Origin of the sequence: Methanosarcina thermophila TM-1, assembly GCF_000969885.1 — an archaeon.
GTDB lineage: Archaea > Halobacteriota > Methanosarcinia > Methanosarcinales > Methanosarcinaceae > Methanosarcina > Methanosarcina thermophila.
This window is the reverse complement of the sequence record NZ_CP009501.1, coordinates 82295-101267: the sequence shown is the minus strand read 5'-3', so window position 1 is coordinate 101267 and position 18973 is coordinate 82295. Positions and strand designations below refer to the sequence as shown.

The 18973-nt window shown below is 42.1% G+C and carries 11 protein-coding genes; 6 read left to right on the top strand and 5 right to left on the bottom strand.

Translation table 11 applies throughout. The features are described 5' to 3' along the window. Window positions 1-160: 160 nt before the first annotated feature. Window positions 161-1195, bottom strand: a complete 1035-nt coding sequence (gene mtaA / locus MSTHT_RS00450) for a methylcobamide:CoM methyltransferase MtaA (RefSeq protein ID WP_048166107.1) — start codon at window positions 1193-1195, stop codon at window positions 161-163. A 510-nt stretch (window positions 1196-1705) separates the two neighbouring features. Between mtaA and MSTHT_RS00445 the strand changes: the two genes are divergently transcribed. Together MSTHT_RS00445 and MSTHT_RS00440 are read left to right on the top strand one after the other, a co-directional pair. Beyond that, entirely contained in the window at window positions 1706-2236 is a 531-nt protein-coding gene (locus MSTHT_RS00445) for an O-acetyl-ADP-ribose deacetylase (protein WP_048166106.1), read from the top strand. Between the two features lie 255 nt (window positions 2237-2491). Next, window positions 2492-7336, top strand: coding sequence for a tetratricopeptide repeat protein (locus MSTHT_RS00440; protein ID WP_048166105.1), 4845 nt, complete (start codon window positions 2492-2494; stop codon window positions 7334-7336). A 229-nt stretch (window positions 7337-7565) separates the two neighbouring features. Here the strand turns inward: MSTHT_RS00440 and MSTHT_RS00435 are convergent, their stop codons facing one another. Beyond that, complete coding sequence (locus MSTHT_RS00435; RefSeq protein ID WP_048166104.1) at window positions 7566-7847, bottom strand: GIY-YIG nuclease family protein; 282 nt, start codon at window positions 7845-7847, stop codon at window positions 7566-7568. A gap of 984 nt (window positions 7848-8831) precedes the next feature. On the opposite strand from MSTHT_RS00435, the gene MSTHT_RS15435 reads away from it, so the two are divergent. From MSTHT_RS15435 to MSTHT_RS00420, 3 genes are all read left to right on the top strand, one after another. Further along, window positions 8832-9107: a YkvA family protein gene (locus MSTHT_RS15435; RefSeq protein ID WP_048166103.1), complete on the top strand. Its 276-nt coding sequence runs from the start codon at window positions 8832-8834 to the stop codon at window positions 9105-9107. Between the two features lie 307 nt (window positions 9108-9414). Then, complete coding sequence (locus tag MSTHT_RS00425; protein ID WP_231588120.1) at window positions 9415-9837, top strand: DUF3303 domain-containing protein; 423 nt, start codon at window positions 9415-9417, stop codon at window positions 9835-9837. A gap of 568 nt (window positions 9838-10405) precedes the next feature. Next, complete coding sequence (locus MSTHT_RS00420; protein ID WP_048168259.1) at window positions 10406-11296, top strand: DUF2156 domain-containing protein; 891 nt, start codon at window positions 10406-10408, stop codon at window positions 11294-11296. A 201-nt stretch (window positions 11297-11497) separates the two neighbouring features. Here MSTHT_RS00420 and thiC read toward each other — a convergent pair whose 3' ends face one another. Next, the gene (thiC, locus tag MSTHT_RS00415; RefSeq protein WP_048166101.1) at window positions 11498-12781 is read right to left on the bottom strand and encodes a phosphomethylpyrimidine synthase ThiC; all 1284 of its coding nucleotides are present in this window, start codon (window positions 12779-12781) and stop codon (window positions 11498-11500) included. 659 nt (window positions 12782-13440) lie between these two features. On the opposite strand from thiC, the gene MSTHT_RS00410 reads away from it, so the two are divergent. Then, window positions 13441-15861, top strand: coding sequence for a DNA topoisomerase I (locus tag MSTHT_RS00410; RefSeq protein ID WP_048168258.1), 2421 nt, complete (start codon window positions 13441-13443; stop codon window positions 15859-15861). A gap of 132 nt (window positions 15862-15993) precedes the next feature. On the opposite strand, the gene MSTHT_RS00405 is transcribed toward MSTHT_RS00410, so the two are convergent. Both MSTHT_RS00405 and MSTHT_RS00400 read right to left on the bottom strand, forming a co-directional pair. After that, a complete protein-coding gene (locus MSTHT_RS00405; RefSeq protein WP_048166100.1) occupies window positions 15994-16605 on the bottom strand; it encodes a 30S ribosomal protein S3ae in 612 nt (203 codons plus the stop codon). 480 nt (window positions 16606-17085) lie between these two features. After that, window positions 17086-18594 carry a serine--tRNA ligase gene (locus tag MSTHT_RS00400; RefSeq protein WP_048166099.1) on the bottom strand — a complete coding sequence of 503 codons (1509 nt, stop codon included), beginning with the start codon at window positions 18592-18594 and terminating at the stop codon, window positions 17086-17088. Window positions 18595-18973 lie beyond the last annotated feature (379 nt).

Genomic DNA, 18973 nt, shown 5'->3' with positions numbered 1-18973 from the left:
AAAGTTTTTTATATTTATATACAAAAATATATAAAATTGTGTAGAAGTTAAACTATTAATAAAAAAATAATTAATAAAAAATAATTAATAAAAAATAATTAATAAAAAATAATTAATAAAAAATAATTAATAAAATCGGTAAAATGTAATTAAATCAGTTTTACTTTGCGGATCCTGAGGCATAATACTCGTCTCTTGCCTCGACCATAGCCTTAATGTGAGAAAGCGGGGTCATAGGTGCGATTCCACATCCTGGAGCCAGTACATCTACACCCTCGGCAAGAGCCTTTTTCGCTTCCTCCTTTATTTTTTCAATCGGACCCGGAAGAAGGACAAATGGACTGGAGATATTTCCTACTAGCCTTGCCCTGTCCCCAAGTATTTCCTTAGCCTTCTTTATACTGCCGACTTTCTCTTCAACGCTCAAGCCTTCGAAACCGCAGTCAGCCATATAATCAAGGATAGGGGCGACATTTCCACAGACATGCAGGACTTTAACAGAGTTTACTTCTGAAGCAAATCTCTGTAGCCTTGGTTGGAGTTCATTTTTAAAGGAGTCCGGACTCATGAGGTCAGGAGATGCTACAGGATCAGCAACAGAGACAACGTCTGCTCCTGCAATAGCCATAGCATTCGCATAAGCTATCGTTGCATCGGTTGCAAAATCCAGTGCCTGCCGTAGCAGATCGGGTTTTTTAATAGACCATTTCATAAAGGATTTTATACTCACCAAATCGGAAGCAAGGGTAATAGGACCTTCCAGACCACCTATAATGGGCACATCCGGTCCAACTCTTTCTCTTATTATTTTTATTGAATCCAGTACAGCCCGGATTCTGCCCATATCAAGCAGATTCTCTGGCATCTTCATGTCTTCCAGATCTTTAGGATAAGGATGCCCAGTAACGGAAGGCTGCCTGCTAACTGTGCCTAAGTTCACCTCGCAGCCCATGGCTTCGGCAAGTACGGTCAGACAGTAAGGAACTCTTACAGCTTCAAGTCCGCTAAGCTCGTAATTTGCAATTGCCAGCTTTGCCATCTTATCTGGGTCAGAATGAGCTTCTGGCCAGGGAGCTCCCACTTCTTCCATTAATTCAACAATTCCGGTCTGGGTTACAGAACAGACCGGCACTTTGTCAACTTCTTTCCCTTCCAGTGCGTTTAAAAGTCTCTCTCTAAGTGTCATTTCAGCCATAATTTTCTCCCCATATTAAATTTCAATTTGAAAATTTCTGGTATTTTTACTCCCAATGTTGCTTACTTTTGGCACTGCCAAGCTTTAAGATCGGCAGTAATGTAGATTTGGAGCCTCTTTGAAGCATATCAAAATTTTCGGAGTTACCGTCAAAGGCAAATAACTGCCTTCGGAAAACCGAAATCCCCATGCCCAATTTGATTAATATTATCTATGTTTTATGCTATATGATTGTTTGGGAATGCACAATCTAAGATATTGAAGTGAAAGAGAGAAAGCACACAATCTAAAACATTGAAATGAGAGAGACGATTAAACGAATAGAACCAAAATGACAAAGCAAGAGCAGATAATGTAGTTATAAAGCAAGAAGGTAAGCAAGAAACAGCGTGAAAATAGCAAAAACAGAACATACAGATAAACATAGGTATACACTACATTAGAAAAGATTTTAATGGAGAATATAAAAATCGAATAAAATATAAAGAAACCAAAGCAAAAGAATGGAATATGTTGCAGATTTCGGACAGGATAAGAATAATCCAGGGAGACATTGTAAAAATGGAAGTTGATGCAATTGTAAATGCCGCAAACCCTACTCTCCTTGGAGGTGGAGGGGTCGATGGCGCTATCCATAGAGCTGCAGGACCCGGACTCCTTGAAGAATGTAAAGGTTTAAAAGGTTGTGCTACAGGAGAGGCAAAAATTACAAAGGGTTATCTCCTGCCTGCAAAATGGGTAATACATACTGTGGGTCCTGTATGGCAGGGGGGACAGAAAGGAGAGGACAATCTGCTGGCTTCCTGTTATAGAAAAAGTCTTGAGCTTGCCAGAGAATATGAAGTAAGAACCATTGCCTTTCCAGCCATAAGTACAGGAGCATACAATTTTCCTTCAGAAAGGGCTGCAAGAATTGCAGTCTCCGAAATAAAAAAGTTTATTCAGGAAAACCAATTGCCGGAGAAGGTCTTCCTTATTTGCTTCAATGAAGAAACATGCAGGCATCTTAAGGCAGCATTGTCAGAAAGTTTTGTAGTTTAATCAAGTTTAGAAATCCTGCATTTAGTCTTTCACATATAATAGTAATAAGTAAAGGGAAAATATTATTAAAGTCTCCATGAAAAGACCTGTATATTACATTTAGACTGGTTTTAACTTGAAAGAAAATGAAAGAAAATCTTATAAAAACTTTTATGAATAAATGGCAGTGTAAGCGAAAACGAACGAGTATAGAAAACTTAAGAATATGATTGAGAAAAATTGCAGGAAGAAAATTAGAAAAAAGGATCGGAGGAGTTGGTTATCAATCACGATGAAGCCTTTCAAAAAGGCCTTAGCCTGATCAGGCAAAAAAGGTACGAAAAAGCAATTAATGTTTTCAATAAGATTTTGGACAAAACTCCAGGTCACACAGGAGCTCTTTTTAACAGAGGACTAGCCCTGCTGAAAATTGGGAAGACAGAAGAAGCCCTCGATTCTTTTGATCAAATCCTGCACTTCGAGCCAGAGAATTTCGATGCCCTGTACAAAAAAGGAATTGCTCTGTCCACTATTGGAAAATTTGAAGCTTCTCTGGAAGCTTATGACAATGCACTTGAAATAAATCCAGAAAGCCCAAAAGCCTGGTACTGGAAAGGGCTTGCACTTGCCGAGTTAGGAAAGAATGAGGCTTCAATTCTTTGTTTTGAGAAGGTACTTGAAATTGAGCCCAAATGCGGAGACGCCTGGCATGCGCGCGGAACTGTAGCTGGAAAAGCTGGCAACTACCAAGAGGCTCTGGAGTGTTTCGAGCATGCACTTGAAATCGACCCTAAAAACGCAGACGTTTGCTATGCAAAAGGGCTGGTTCTTGCAAAGCTTGAGCAGTATGAAAAGGCACTTGAATGCTTCAATTCTCTGATCCGTGAAAATCCAAAGCATACCGATGCCTGGGAACAAAGATGCCTTTTATTGACAAAGCTTGGGAAGTATGAAGAAGCTCTGGAATGTACTGATGCATTTTTAAGAAAATTTCCTGCCAGCGAGACTGCGCTCTATCACAGGGGCATCCTCTTAAATAAACTTGGTCGTTATGAAGATGCGGAAAAAGCTTTCTCCAGAGTTCTGAAAATCAGTCCAGAGAATAAAGAGATCTGGCTCAGGAAAGGTCTGGCTCTTATCCAGCTGCTCAGGCTCAATGATGCCATAGAAGCTTTCGATGAAGCCATCCGGCTGGATCCCACTTATTTTGAAGCCTGGAATTACAAATGCTTTGCACTGATGAAACTTGAGGTCTATGATGAAGCCCTTGAAGCCTTTGATGCAATGCTTGAGATCTATCCGAAAGCAAAAGAAATCCAGTACAATCGAGCTCTTGCTCTCGTGAAACTGCAGCGCTTTGAGGAGGCTGCACAGGCTTTCTCCGAAGTTGCCAAACTTGATCCTGTGTACGGGGATGCCCTGTATCAGCAGGGGCGTTTGCTTGTAAGGATAGGAAAGTACGAAGAAGCCCTCGAAGCTTTCGATTCCATGCTTGAGCACAATCCAGAATTTACAGACGCCCAGAAATTGAGAGGGGATGTGCTTATTAAACTTGGTCGCTTTGAAGAAGCCCTTAAGTCCCTTGCACAGAGTCTCGAAAAAGAACCTGAAAACTACAGGCTGTGGCTCCAGCAAGGATTAATTCTGCTTGACTGCGGAAAATTTGAAACTGCCCTTAAAGCTCTTGAGAAAGCTACAGAATTTAAACCCGATTGCGATACCTGCTGGATTAACAGGGGTTTTGCTCTCTATTCCCTGGAACGTTATGAGGAAGCCCTGAGCGCTTTTGAAGAAGGTCTGCGGCTTAACCCTTATCTTGAGCAGGTCTGGAATAAAAAGGGTATTGTTCTCAGAGAACTTGGAAAAAAGGATAAAGCTATTGAGGCGTTCAAAGAAGCTGTAAAGCTCAAACCTGATTTTGAGGACGCCTGGAAAAATCTGGGATTGATTTTACTGGCTAGAGAAGAATATGAAAAAGCAAGCGAAGCTTTTGCCGAAGCGCTTAAAACAAACCCAGAGAATCCAGATTTTATTTACAGCAGGGGAACAGCCCTGTTCAAGCTCGGAAGAATAGAAGCTGCCCTGGAATGCTTTGAAAAAGTGTTCTCTATTAATCCTGATTACCCAGATCTCTTAGACAACCTTGTGACTGCCCTGCTGGAACTAGGGAAGTTAAAGGAAGCCCTGGAAATTTTTCAGAAGCTTCCTTCGGAAAATGCCGAAAATCCGGAAATACACTGTAAAAAAGGAAAACTTGCAATGGAACTCGGGGAATATGAGACTGCCCTTGGGGCTTTTGACAAAGTGCTCAACAAAAAACCGGAATCCAGAGAAGCCTGGTACCTTAAAGGCACAGCCCATTCAAAGTTGAAACAGCATGAGGAGGCTATAAAAGCCTTTGAAAAGGTTCTTGAGCTTGACCCTGCTTACAAGGATGCACGTTACCAGTTCGGGCTTTCCTGTTTCGAACTCGGGAATTTTGAGGAGGCTGTAAGGGCTTTTGAAGCCGCGCTTGAAATAGATTTTGAAAACCTTGACGCTCTCTACATGAAAAGCCTTGCTTTATTGCGGTCGGGAAGATATAAAGAATCAGCTTCAGGCTTCAGGGAAGTTCTTGAGAGAGAGCCGTCAAATATTGAGGCTCTTGCACACCTGAGCACAACCTACTTCAAACAGGGGCTTTACGATGAAGCCCTTGAACTTTTCGATATGGTTCTGAAGAGAAATCCAGAGAGGAAAACTGTCCTTTTCAGGAAAGGGCTTGTTTTGAAAACCCGCGGGAAGCTAAAGGAGGCCTCAGCCATCTTCGATTCCGTGCTTAAACTTAAGCCTGACTGTACTTTCGCCCTTGAGCAAAAAGGGCATACTCATTTTGAACTTAAGGAATATGACAAGGCAGTCGAAGCTTTTAGTACAGCACTGAAACACTGCTCGAGAAAGGAAGATCTGTATTACTACAAAGGTATTGCCTTCTTCAGGCTCGGGAACTTTGAAGAAGCTGTAAAAGCTTTTGAAAATGCCTATGAGCTTGGCTGCCAGAAGCCCGAATTACCCTATTATACAGGGCTTTCCTGCTTCGAGCTCGGAGAACATGAAAAAGCCGTAAAAGCTTTTGATGCTGCCCTTGATGTCAAAGGTACCGATCTGGAGCTTCTGCACAAAAAAGCCCTTGCCCTTTTCGAACTCGGAAAGATAGAAGAAGCAGTCTCTGCAGTTGACACTCTTCTTGAACTTGCAGCTGAGAACCTTGATATTGAAGGCATTGAAGTGCTCGGAGAAGAAGGTAAGGGAGAAACTGCAAAAGAAACTCTGGCTCTCAAGAACAGCAGGGCTTTTGAAGAACTCCTTGAAAAACTTGCGTTCTCCCTGATAGAGCTTGGCAGATATGAAGAAGCTCTCCTGCCGCTCGAAAAGCTGTCAGTGAGCGGAATGGCTTCTAAAGAAGTTCTTTATGGTAAAGGAATTGTGTTTCTGGAACTCGGAAGGCTTGAAGAGGCTATGGAGGTGTTTTCCGAGCTCCTTTTACGTTATCCTGACTTTGAAAAAGCCTGGTACAGAAAAGGTCTTATCCTGTTTTCTGCGGGGTACTATGCTGAAGCCCTGGAGGCTTTCGAGCAAGCAATCACGGGAAATCAGACCAAAATCCCTGAAAAAAACAATCTGGAAAGTCTTGAAGATGATAAATCCGAATTAGATAGAAAAATTAAGGAAGAAAGTCAGGGACAAATACAGGGAGCAGCCAGAGCAGAGAATCATGAGGAAAGCCGGGAAAAAAGTCGCAGATTAGAAGATAAACTAAATGAAGCTGAGACCGAGGATGCCTGGATGAAAATAGGGCTTTCCCAGCTCAAAATGGGATATTATGAAGCTGCTTTTGAGACATTTGGAAAGCTCCTTGAGATAAAACCTGAGGCTGCTGACCTATGGTATGTATCAGGGCTTGCTTTAAGGGGGCTTGACCAGAACGAGCAAGCTATTGAGTTTTTAGAGAAGGCTGTGGAACTCGATCCAGCCCTGGAAGCTGGCTGGGAGCAAATGGGGCTTACCCTTCTAGGAATGGGCAGGTACGAGGAAGCATGCCAGGCTTTCAGTTCAGTCCTGACCCTGAACCCTGAGAGCTTAAACGCGCTCTACAACCAGTCAGTCGCGAATTTCAAACTCCAGCGCTTTGAGGAAGCAGTGCAGTACCTTGAAAGGCTGCCCCTGTTCACCCCTGACTACCCTGATTCCATTGAAGCCTGCTACCTGCTTGGAATTGCCAGAATGGAGCTTCAGGAGTATGAAAAAGCCCTTGAGGCTTTTGACCTGATTCTGAAACACGACCCTACTCACAGCGAAGCCCTCTACCACACCGCACTTTCGCTTTTCAACCTTGGGAAATACGAGGCTGCTGCCGAAACTTTTGAAGTTTTGCTTGAAGCCTCGCCTGAGGATCCTGAATGCCTGAACTACCTCGGGCTCTGCCTGCTTAAACTCGAAAACCCTGAAGCAGCCCTGAAAGCCTTTGAAAAAGCAGCCCTTTTCAACCCGAAAAACGAAGAAGCCCTTTACAACGCAGCCACGACCCTTATCAAACTCGGTCGGGCTCAGGAATCTATTGGCTATCTCGACCGCATCCTTGACATCTCCCCTGAAAACCTTGATGCCCTGAACTACAAAGGTATCGCTTTCTGCACGCTTGAAATGTATAGGGAAGCCTTAAAAGCCTTTGGTCTTGTGCTGGAAAAAGATCCAGAAAACATCATGGCAATCTACAATGTAGGGGTTGTCTGCTTCAAACAGAAACTCTACGAAACTGCCTGCCGGGCTTTCGGGGAAGCCCTTGCCCTCAACCCCTGGCACGAGAAGTCCCTGAAATATCTGGGAATTTCCCTTGCAAAACTCGGAAAGTACGAAGACGCCCTGCGAACCTTTGACAGGTTGCTCAGGATAAACCCGCGCGATGTTCAGTCCATGAACTACAGAGGAGTTATCCTCGGAAAGATGGAAAGATATGAAGAAGCTATAAAAACCTTCAATGAGATCCTGCGCCTCTACCCCGATATGGCAGATGCGAAAAGGAAACTTGAAGTGTTAAAGTGTATTCAAAATGAGGAAGATTTTGAAGAAGAACTGTACTGAGGTTTTTCTGGGGAGAGATTATTGAGAGGCAGAAAGAGTCTATTTTAGATCTCCTTTTTTCAAAGGGGTCATAATTAGTCACTAATAAATATCTCTTTTTTCAAAATTCACTTTTATTTTAAAAAAGTGGCAACTTTGTGTATAGATGCGGGAAGTGGGATTAATAGATTATTTTTCTCTATAGATAAGAAAGTAATTAAGTGTGGATAGAAACTTAGTTGAGAATATATTACTTTTTGAATTTTGGTCTTCTATTATAACCTATGTCGGGATTATTTGATTGAAACTTTTCTATGAACATTATCTCCATTCGATTAAGCTCTTCGATAGAAGAAGTTTCGGATTCCCATATAATTTCTTTCCTTATTGTAAAATCTCTTTTTTGATCCTTGGTGAAATCTTTTTCAATGAGATCATTGTTAGCACTTCCAAAATAGTTGATGCTATCTGTCCTGTCCTGCCCAATGTATATTTTACCATTAGGATATGTTATTTTATAAATAACCGGCATAAACGTGCACCATTAGTAAAGATATAAAATCGAATCTAAAGAAAAGAAAAATAATATTTCTAAAAAGATTTTATTTCTAAAAAGATTTTCTCACTGATTATATTTTCTTTCTCGTATTGCTGGGAGCTGTTTTTCAACATTTAACTCTCTTAAGAGATGCTTCAAAGAATTTAGAGATGATAGCAAGTCTCAATCCTTGTTTTGCTTGAATCAGTTTTGTGATATTTAACTAAAGAAAAGCCATTTAATTTCTAGATATATATTAGCAAGCATAAGAATGATAAGAGCTATCAAATGCCAGCCGCGATAGTACTTCATGTCTGGCTTAAGTTCCTTATCCCAGTCATATTCATTTCCCTTCATATGTTTTTCTCCATGTTTTTATTGTCTCGATCCCTGTTTTGCTGGAGGCTGTTTTGTAATAGGGTTTCAAAAAGCCTTATTCTGCTTCTGTTTCGAAATAGATCAATTTATTTGCACATATTTTTTGGCGTTTTCCGCTGATCTTCCAGTTACAAGCGTGCAGAAAGCGAGTTAGGACATATAAAGATCAGCAGAATATTAATTTTTTCGAAGATGAACGAAGGGACATTGTCACTATTTTTTAAAATATATGTAGTTATTTTAGATTAGCTTTTTTTTCAGAACTTAGAACAGATTAGCAGAAAAAACTGATTGTTTTTATTTGCGTTCAAGCCGACTGATCTGGGGAGTGGAATTAGGCGAAGTGCCACCTGAATCTCACAAGTTAGTCCTTCTCCCTTATCAGTCTATGCAAATTATTCCATGCCTGCTTTTTATATTGAGTAATGAAAAAAATTAGTTTTGAATAGATTTAACGCGTGCTCTGATTAAAATTCGTGATCTTAGCTAAATCAGGCTATCATCAATGAACAAATTTTGTTTTTACATATTAATGATTATATACTATTAATAATACAGATAATTATTTATAAACAATGAATTTTGTATCTATTGTTAGTCATGCTAAAATTAAGAGAAATAAAAATTAATGCAAAAAAGTACATAGAATTGTGCAAGCTTATATACGCAGATCCTCGAACTCCCAGGCGTGCAAAAATACTGTTATGGATAGCCATAGGCTATGCAGTATCTCCGATTGATTTAATACCGGATTTCATACCTGTAATTGGACATCTTGACGACATGATAATCGTTCCTATTCTTATCTACATTGCAATAAGAACAGTACCTAAAAATGTATACATAGATAATTATGTTCAGGTCTTAAAGAAGTGAACTTTCGGATAGAAGACAAAAGTGATCCAGACTCTCGTTTTTTTAACTCAAAAAGCTCGTATACTTTTACTCCAACAGGAAAAACCTGAGAGTAAACTTAATCGGGAAATCAAAATAAAGAATATAAATAGAGATTTTAAATACAGATTTAAAAATAAGATTTTTCCTGAACCTTTTTTCCTGAATATTTGTTCCTAAAAGTATATACTATTTGGAAAGAAACGATACTTAACTTTGCCAGATGTACTTTTTAATCCGTTTCCGATTCAATGAAAAAAAATAAGAGAGAATCTGGATCATTTTTTACGTGGGGTATAATGAAATGCTGCTAATGGATATCATTACCTGGGAGCCGAAAGATTCCTTAAAAGTTGCAGAACTCTATAAGAATTACAAATATCCGAAGGGCATAAAAGTAATTGATGAATGGACCGATCTTAGGGGCTATCGAACATTTGTAATTTATGAATCTGAGAATGAAAAAACTTATGCAGAATCAGTGATACCTTTTATTGGGCTGTGCAGGTTCGAGACCTTTCCGGTCATGAAACTTGACCATTTTATGCAGCTGGCTCAGGAATTTGTAGAAAAAACCGAAGGAAAAGAGCCGGGTGCTGAACAGGGTAAAGAAGCGGCAGTAAAAGATATTTTGCAAGAAATAGAAAAACTTGAAAAGAGGATTGAACATCTCGAACGGCATTCTTTTATCCAGCAGGAAGACGTTACCTGAACTGGAAAGTGTCACCTTGATTTCAGTAGGTTGAAATCAACTGTAAAAATGTGGGACTCAAAGTAAGTACGGTCAGGAGTACGGTCAGGGCTAGAAAAGGTCGATTTTTTATTTTTCAATGATATTCTCGAACTTATCCGCATCCGATCTGTAGATATGCCAGCCCTCAAAACAGGGCATCCTCCAGAATGTTCATAGAATTTTCTGGCAGGATTCCAGAAAGGGGCTGCCCATTCCACTCTTCTTCAGTTTCCTTTTTGCAAGCCTTACATAGTGAAGAAATACCGCTTTTCCTGCTTCTTTTCCCCATAATTCAGATTTTATGAAAATCTACCCGATACAGATCGCCGGCTTTCCTGCGAAGGTAAAAAAGTTATGAAAAAAGGATCGTAAAATATTCCAATTTAATTTTAAGTAAATCTCATCTTAAACTCTCATAAAAAGAAATATTTAGTAAAAATTATATTACCTCAAAAGTAAGAGTAATCAACTGTATACGATTTTTATCAACAGAAAAATAGATTTGAGATTAAAAAATTTATTTAATAGCTAAAAAGTCTTGTTTAAAATGCTTTGTCAGGAAGATTTCAAACCGGTCACACTTGCAGATCGGGCCTTTTTCGAGCGGCATTATGCGCTTTACCCGCAAACTCATAGCGATTATACTTTCACGAGCATGGTCTGCTGGAACAGTTTTATGCATCACAGGTATGCGTATGTGAAAGGAAACGTGATTCTTGCGTGTACTGCCGCAGGAGTGACCCGGCTGCATCCGCCTATCGGTCCCCGCGATCCTGAACTCATGCGGGAGGTAATACGGCTCGCACTTGATATAGGCGACGATAAGAAGCCCCTTATACGGATTGACCCTGAGACTGCAAAGTGGATTAAGAGACTTGAACCTGAGCTTTTGCTGGTTCCAGACCTGAACCACTTCGATTACGTATACCGGGCTTCAGACCTTGTGAAGCTTCCGGGAAAAAAATATCTCAAGATCCGCAGCCAGATTAACAGATTCCGAAAAAAATATCGGCATACGGTCGAGCCGATAAAACCCGGTAACCGGGAAGAGATAATGGAGTTCCTGGTAAAATGGTGTGAGAGCAAAAAGTGCGAGGATAATCTCTTCCTTGCCCACGAGATAGAGGCAATCTCTTACGCGATAGAGCATTTCACCGAACTGCCCCTAAGAGGTCTTATGATAAGGGTAGATTCAGAGGTAGCAGCTATCTCTCTTTTTGAACGTCTTAACGCTAACACAGCACTGATTCATTTCGAGAAAGGTCTGCCTGAATATGAAGGAATTTACAAGGTAATCAATACCGAGACCGCAGCAGTTCTTGCCAGCGAGGTGGAGTTTATCAACCGCGAAAGCGATCTCGGCATCGACGGGCTTCGAAAGGCAAAGCTGAGATACCACCCTCATCATATGGTTGAGGTTTATTCGCTCAGACAGTGAACCTGTTTTCCATCTATCAAATGAACTTTATTTTTCAGACAGCAAGTTTGAAAAAGGATTAAAAAAGATTCAAATGAGAATTAAAAATAAAGATAGAGTTAAAAAGGTCTAAAAAAGAGTTAAAAAGATCTAAAAAAGAGATAATATGAGATAAAATGAAGTAAAGAAGAACTAAAATAGAAAAGAATTGAGAAAAACTCATTATCCCTTTTTCTTGTCCTCAAAAGCTTCCTTTACGATTTTCAGGGCACAGAGATCCCCACACATCGAGCAGGTATCGCTCTCGGTTTTTCTGGCGTTCCGGATTTTTCGAGCTCTGTTGCCGTCGATTGCCAGCTCGAACTGCTTTTCCCAGTCAAGATCCCTGCGAGCATATGCCATTGCCAGGTCTTTTTCCCAGGCGCGTTCTCTAGGACCTTCTTTTATAAGATCAATGGTGTGAGCTGCAACCTTTGTTACAAGCAAGCCCTCTTTTATATCATCGAGAGTCGGAAGGGCAAGATGTTCGGATGGGGTTACCATGCAGAGGAAATCCGCGCCATGCATACCTGCAACTGCGCCCCCTATTGCGCCAGTAATGTGATCGAAGCCTGGAGCAATATCGGTTACGAGGGGACCCAGTAGATAGAGGGGAGCATCGTTACAAAGTTCTTTCATACCCCTGACACTTAGCTCAATCTCGTTCAGAGGCACATGACCAGGACCTTCCACAAAGGTCTGGACATTAGCTGCCCTTGCCCGCTTTACAAGTTCGCCGAGTGTAATAAATTCCATGAATTTCGGACGGTCGGAGGCATCGGCAATGCAGCCCGGGCGCATACCGTCTCCGAGGCTCAGGGTCATATCATATTCTTTTGCGATTTCAAGGAGGTAATCGTATTCGGCATAGAAGGGATTGTCTTCCCCATTGTGCAGCATCCAGGCAAGGGTAAAAGAACCTCCCCGGCTTACAATGTTCATTATCCTCTCGCTCTGGCGCAGGCGCTCAAGGGAATTTAAATTGATTCCGGCATGCACGGTTACGAAGTCCACACCCTGTTCGGCGTGTTTCCGGACAGCATTGAACATATCATCCGAGGTCATCTCCACAACAACTTTTCTGGAAGCTGCAGCCTGATAAATCGGAACTGTTCCGACAGGAATATTAACGGATTTCAGGATGCGGGTGCGGATTTCATCCAGGTTCCCGCCTGTGGAAAGATCCATTACTGCATGAGCGCCAAAAGCTTCTGCAGCTTTTGCTTTTTCGATTTCGGCTTCAATGTCTATGCAATCCCTTGAAGTTCCCACATTGGCATTGATTTTTGTGCTCATATATTTGCCAATGCCGACTGGACGGGTCTCTCGTCTATTATTTAAAGGAATCGTTATCAACCCTTTTGCTACGCAGGAGCGGACGATTTCAGGGTCTATTCCTTCAGCTTTTGCCACGGCTTCTATTGTGGGAGTAATAATTCCCCTCTTCGCATCTTCCATCAGTGTCATTGTTACTCCAGATTGTGAGGTGAATAAAGCAGCTATAATCTAATATTTAATTAAAGTGTATTGGTAAAAACACATTTGATAAAAACACATCGCGATAGTATGAATAATCTTGACTGCAATTAATTCTCATATTTTACAACCCGACCAGAGGTCTGAGCGTAAAGATTAACTCGATGCTCCTTTATTTCAGGGCAGAACAGACAGTGAACTGATATATCTTTTCATGTCTGGGAAGTCGTTTATTATGTATAAACAGACAAATATATAAATAATGTAGACGTATTTTTTAGCATATTGTATAGCAAGAAAGCAAAGAGAAAAATGCCGAAATTATTCAAAAAGTAAAGGGTTTTACAGATAGCCCGTATAATGAAATTAAAACAGTAAAATTAAATTAAATCAGTAAAATTAAATCGAGTCTGTAGAATTATACTGAGTCAGTAGAATTAAACTGAGTCAGCAGAATTAAATCGAATCAGTAGTATCGTTAACCATTAATTCATTATCCACCTGTGCATTTGATTGTTACTCAATTATATATTTATTTATGTGTTAACTTACGAATTTAATCATAAATTCGATTATTACTTTTTACAGATCTCTTAATTTACACTATTTTAGGTCTGAAGGCGATCTCAAGAACAAAATCAGGGTATTTTATGACAATTGTAGCATTTGCGGAAAAAAATAAGGCAGCAGCCCAGATTGCCAGCATTCTGGGCGAAGGAGAAGTCGAGAAAATTACAGTGGAAGGGCTGCCAGTATACGAATTTAAGTGGAAAGGGGAAGAATGGCTGGTAATGGGGTTGTCCGGGCATATTATGAATTATGATTTTCCGGAGCAGTATAATAAATGGAGTGATGTCAACCCGGGTGTACTCTTTGAAATTGACCCTCAAAAGCTTGTAACGCGAGCCGATTATGCGGCTGCTATAAAGACCCTTGCAAAAAGGGCGAATAAGATCGTGCTTGCCTGCGACTATGATAGGGAAGGAGAAAACATAGGATTCGAAGCCAAAACGCTTGCCGAGGAAGTGACAGATGTACCGATTGCAAGGGCACGCTTCTCAGCCCTGTCCCCAAGAGAGGTAAAAAAAGCCTTTGAGAGCCTGGTAGAGCCGGATTATAACATGGCAATGGCTGCCGAAGCAAGGCAGATTCTTGACCTGAAAATGGGAGCTGCTTTTACGCGTTTTGTCACGCTTTCAGTCAGGGAAAAAACCAGGACAAAGGATATTCTTTCAATTGGTCCCTGCCAGACGCCTACCTGCGGGTTTGTATACGAAAGGGAAAAGGCAATCCGGGCTTTCCAGGCAAAGGACTTCTGGAAGATAACCGCTATTTTCTCGGCAGAAGGCGGAAAAGAAGGGGGAGATTTCGAAGGCACCCACAGAGCAGGAAATATTCATGACAAGGAAAAAGCTGCTGAGATTTTCAAGCGGCTGAAAGGAGCAAAAGAAGGGGTGGTCGCGAAGAAAACGGTGAAGGAGACAAAGACCAGCCCTCCCAGCCCATTAAATACTACCGAATTTCTGAAACGGTCATCCAAGTACCTTGGGATAAGCCCCGAGCTAGCCCTTGAGGTTGCAGAACAGCTTTACCTTGCAGGGTTTACCAGTTATCCCAGAACCGAGACTAACAAGTACGCCGATGACTTCGATTTCAAATCTCTTGTCCTTGATTTTGCACGCCAGAAGGAGTACAAACCTTTTGCAGAGAGTATACTTATAGCCCCGATTGCTCCGAAGAATGGAGAAAAAGATGCACATGACCATCCTCCTATCCACCCAATAAGGGCAGCTTCAAGAGAAGAGGTAAGCTCGGCAGTAAACATCCCTCAGGCTTCTGAAGTCTATGACCTTATAGCAAGGCATTTCCTGGCAAATCTTATGCCGGCAGCAGTTTTCGAAAAAACCCATCTTCACCTGCTTGTGCAGGAAGAACCCTTTGACTCATCGGGAACTGTGCTCAAGGAAATGGGCTGGCTTGAAGCGTATCCCTTTGAAAATAAGAAGGATAAGCTTCTCCCGTTTGTGGAAGAAGGACAGAAAGTGGGCATAAAAAAACTAAGCAACACAAAATCCAAAACCAGCCCTCCAAAAAAGCTGACCGAAGCCGAACTTCTGACCCTTATGGACAAAAATGGGATTGGGACAAAGGCAACAGCTCCTACACATATAGAAACAAACAAGAAGCGAGGGTATTTCGAGACAAAGGGAAAAACAATTTCTATCCTGGATACAGGTTTTACCCTTATGGAAGGGCTCTCTCTTACCGTCCCAATTCTTATCAAGCCGGATATAAGAGCAAAGATTGAGGCTTTAATCCAGGAAGTCGAAGACGGGAAAAAAGAATTTGAAGCTGCCCTTGAGGAAGGTACAGCCCTTATTCGGGAGATGTACGCCCAGCTTGAAGCAAACAAAAAGGAACTGACCTCAAGCATAGCAGGCGCGATAAAGGACGAAGCTGCCCTTGAAGACAAAAAAAATTACATAGGAACGTGCAAAGCTTGCGGGCATGTGCTCAGGATAGTACAGACAGAATCGGGACGTTTCGTGGGCTGCACAGGCTATCCTGATTGTCGGAATTCCTATCCCCTGCCCAAAGCCGGGGCTCTTACCGTGTTAAGGAGTAAAGAATGCAAGAAGGAAGGAATCGCTGTCCTGAAAGTCGGAAACAAGTATAACTGGGCTGTAGGTATAGGTCCCTGCTTTACCTGCGACCTTGAAAAAGAATGCTACCCTCCCGAAACAGTCGGTCCCTGCCCTGAATGTGACGGAAGCATGTTCCTGATCACCTATAAAGATACCCGATTCTTGGGCTGTACGAAACGCTGCGGGTATACTCACTCTGTCCCCAAAACCGGAAAATTGACCCTTGTTGATAGAACCTGTGAGAGCTGCGGCTGGAAGCTCTTCAGATTAAAAGAAGAAGGGGATCAAAGCACTGAAATGATTTTTTGTGTAAACCGGCGCTGCAAAGAAGGTAGAGAATACTGGAAAAAATCAGGCAAAGGAAATGAGAAACTAGAATCAGGAAGGAAAAAGCTTCTGCAAGCCCAGAAGCAAGCTCAGAGGTAGGTTCAACAGCAAACTTAAACAAAAGCCTGATAAGTGGAAAAACTTCAAAATTATCAGCAAGAGATTGAGAAAAGAGATTAAGAAAATCCGAAAGGATTTTCTCCTGCTTCTTTGTATTAAACCGAAACGAAATTATGCTGCTGCAGGTGCGGGTGCAAGTGCAGGCGCGGTTTTGACCTGGGTTTTTCTGATTTCGACTCTGCGGAGCGGATAAATGGATTTTGCCTGCCTGTAAATGGCTGCTGAGAGCCTGCCAAGGATTGCTTCCTGCATGAAGGTTTCGAAATCGGTTTCAGATGCGCGCTTCTGGACGATGTCGACCATTATTTCCCTGATAGCTTTAATCTGGCTTGAGCGTGCCCTTTTGATGGTGAAGCAGGTGGGCTTTACACGGATGACATAGCCATCTTTTGTTGTGACATCGATGTTTGCATCTATCCTTGAGGTCTGTCTCTTCACGATTGAGCGGACATAGTCGGTTGTTAGTTCATGACCTATAAGGTCCGTGGTTGCGACATCCCCGACGACATTGTTGATCCTGAGGATGACCTTTGTATTGTTCTTGGTGATATCGTTAGTGAGTTCCCCAACAGTGGTTTCAACATTGCGCCCTATGAGCAGGGAAGGGTCTGATGCCATAGTGGTGCCGACAATAGCCCTGTTTAAATAAACGGGGGCTTCAATATTAAACCATTCCTTGGATTTCCATCCGTCAAGCTTTCTCTGTACTTTCTTTCTTGCCAAGTGATTCCTCCGAAGTGATGCTCATTTTTATTCTTATTTTTTATTTTATAGGTGTTGTCGTGCAGTTTTGTATGCTGCTTTTGTCCTGCGGCCCTCAAGCCTTTCAGTTTCTTCTTCCGGATGCTCAGGTGAGCTTTCTCCTTAATCAATGATAATGAATGACCTTCAGCGCGTTTGCACAGATCTTACGCTGCTCGGCGCAGTTTATGGTGCTTTCAACACTATAGTCTCTCTTTCGAGATAAATTTCCGAGCTTCCACAGGCTTCCGAACTGAACCCGTCCCCTATCTTCCGGCAGCTAAAGGCTCCTGATAATCAAAAATATGATTCGGGAAATGCCAGAAGTTCTCAGAAATTAGCGGTATCTATACTAGTTAATGGCTCACTATACATATCATTTCAGTATATAAACAAATCGGTCAGAAACGCTTCCTGCCTATTATCTAAAAGAGGGATATGAGAAAGTTTAAAAGAAGAAGTTTAGAGGAAGCGGATACCTTTCGGCATCTCACCTACCCTCTTTCTGAATTCCTCAGGCCAGTTTGCAGGATCAAGTCCTTTCTGTGCGAGGAAGACCGCAGCCCATCTTTCAAGCCCCACTCCAGAACAGCCAGACCAGAGTTCTTCTCCTGACTGGAGTTTGACATTGAAGCCTTTGGGATACTTGTCTCCGTTGATGCTCACGTTCTGGAACTCAAGCCACTCTCCATCAGGGCCACGGTAAGGCAGGCAGGCTTCGTAATCCGTAGTTCCCACAGTGTTTTCTTCAGCAAGCCCGAGAAGCCCTTCCTGTGCCATGAACCAGGGGGTAACTCTTGCTTTTCTCCACTCAATATCCATGATATTATTGAAGATATGTGCATAACGCTCATGGAGTTCATCTGCACACTTTATTACCTCTTCCTTTGTCCCGACCCATACGATTTCTATCCTGTGGAACTCATCCACCCTTTCGATCCCGTGGATTCCACCGCTTTCATACCTGTGTGAGGTGCCTGACCTGTCAAAGACCTTTATAGGGATCTCTTCATTTGGAAGGGTTTCCCCTGCCAGATACATCCAGAAAGGAGGGCACTGGGCATAAGCCATGCCCCCGATGGGTTCTCCGATTTTTTCCTTGATGAGTTTCGTGGGCACTTCATGGGTGACCTTATAATAATCGGCAACTTCTTCCCAGTAATCGGGGTCCCTTGTCTTCGGTGGGCATATGTAATATATCTCAGGGTATACACCCTTGGCATGTCCAGATTTCATCCAGACTTCCCAGGTTACAAGTTTCGGGAAAATCATCTCCCTGTATCCGAGAGGCTCAAGAAGCTCTTCAAGGACAATCTTTTCGAAAGTCCGGAAGATCCTTGTGGACTGCGGCCCGTGGATCCACTGCCCACGGCTTGAACCTCGCTTGATCCAGCCTTCTTTTATCATTGCCTGGGTTGGGTCTTCCTTGAAAGGGTGTTCCATAGGCTCTCTCTGCCAGAGCAAATTCCAGTGCTCGGCTTTTGCCCCGTACTGCAAAGCCTCGATTTTCTCTTCAAGGAGCGTGAGAATTCTGTCCGGCACCCGATTCTTCATCTCAGTTTCCCCGACCTCAAGCTCAAGCTGAATCCCACCTTCTATGTATTCCATGCCTTTTATGTAGGGTACCTTCAGCATTCTGAGCTCGTGTTCAGCCGGCACCTGAATGATAAAGGATTCAACCTCGATTCCGCGAATCCCGATCTTGTATTTCTTTCCCAGAGCCTCAGCTAACTGTTTCCTCAGCCTGAATATCGCATCGTGCACCCTGACATACCTGCCGGATACAAGCGCAAGCTCGATCCTATCCTCCCCGAGCTTCCATTCCGTAACCTTTGCTCCCTGTCCTTCAGGCGCTCCTTTTGTAAGAAGGGTCTTATTTGCCTCTTCGAAAAGCGCAGCTATGGTGTCCTTTGCAGGAGTGGGGTCTGCACTTGTTTTAAAATAAGCCTTGAGATTGAACTTTAATTCCAAAGTTTAAGCCTCTTTTGTGTGATGTGGAAATAATGTAATATAATGTAATATGTGGATTGGAATAAGGATGTAAACAGAGTCTAAATCCTGTTTCTAATATAAATGCCTATTCTATGGCGAGTATTCGTAACTCAGATAGAGGATATCGAGTTTTGAAACATTGTAGTTATAGTTTAAGAGTTTACACCTATAATTCAGACATAGAATTAGTTATAGATATCTGTAACCCGCTTATACTTGTGTCACCTACATAAAAACCTGACCAGCTATTTATATATTTAGCGTCTGGAAAAATAGCTAGCTACATCTTTGACGAAATCGTTGCATAATTTTCATCCGAATTCTCATCCGATACTTTATGCAGCTATTACTCTTTTTA

Coding starts and splice junctions, on each gene's coding strand:
- mtaA (WP_048166107.1), bottom strand. CDS start 1,195: ATGGCTGAAATGACACTTAGAGAGAGACTTTTAAACGCACTGGAAGGG.
- MSTHT_RS00445 (WP_048166106.1), top strand. CDS start 1,706: ATGTTGCAGATTTCGGACAGGATAAGAATAATCCAGGGAGACATTGTA.
- MSTHT_RS00435 (WP_048166104.1), bottom strand. CDS start 7,847: ATGCCGGTTATTTATAAAATAACATATCCTAATGGTAAAATATACATT.
- MSTHT_RS15435 (WP_048166103.1), top strand. CDS start 8,832: ATGCTAAAATTAAGAGAAATAAAAATTAATGCAAAAAAGTACATAGAA.
- MSTHT_RS00420 (WP_048168259.1), top strand. CDS start 10,406: ATGCTTTGTCAGGAAGATTTCAAACCGGTCACACTTGCAGATCGGGCC.
- thiC (WP_048166101.1), bottom strand. CDS start 12,781: ATGACACTGATGGAAGATGCGAAGAGGGGAATTATTACTCCCACAATA.
- MSTHT_RS00410 (WP_048168258.1), top strand. CDS start 13,441: ATGACAATTGTAGCATTTGCGGAAAAAAATAAGGCAGCAGCCCAGATT.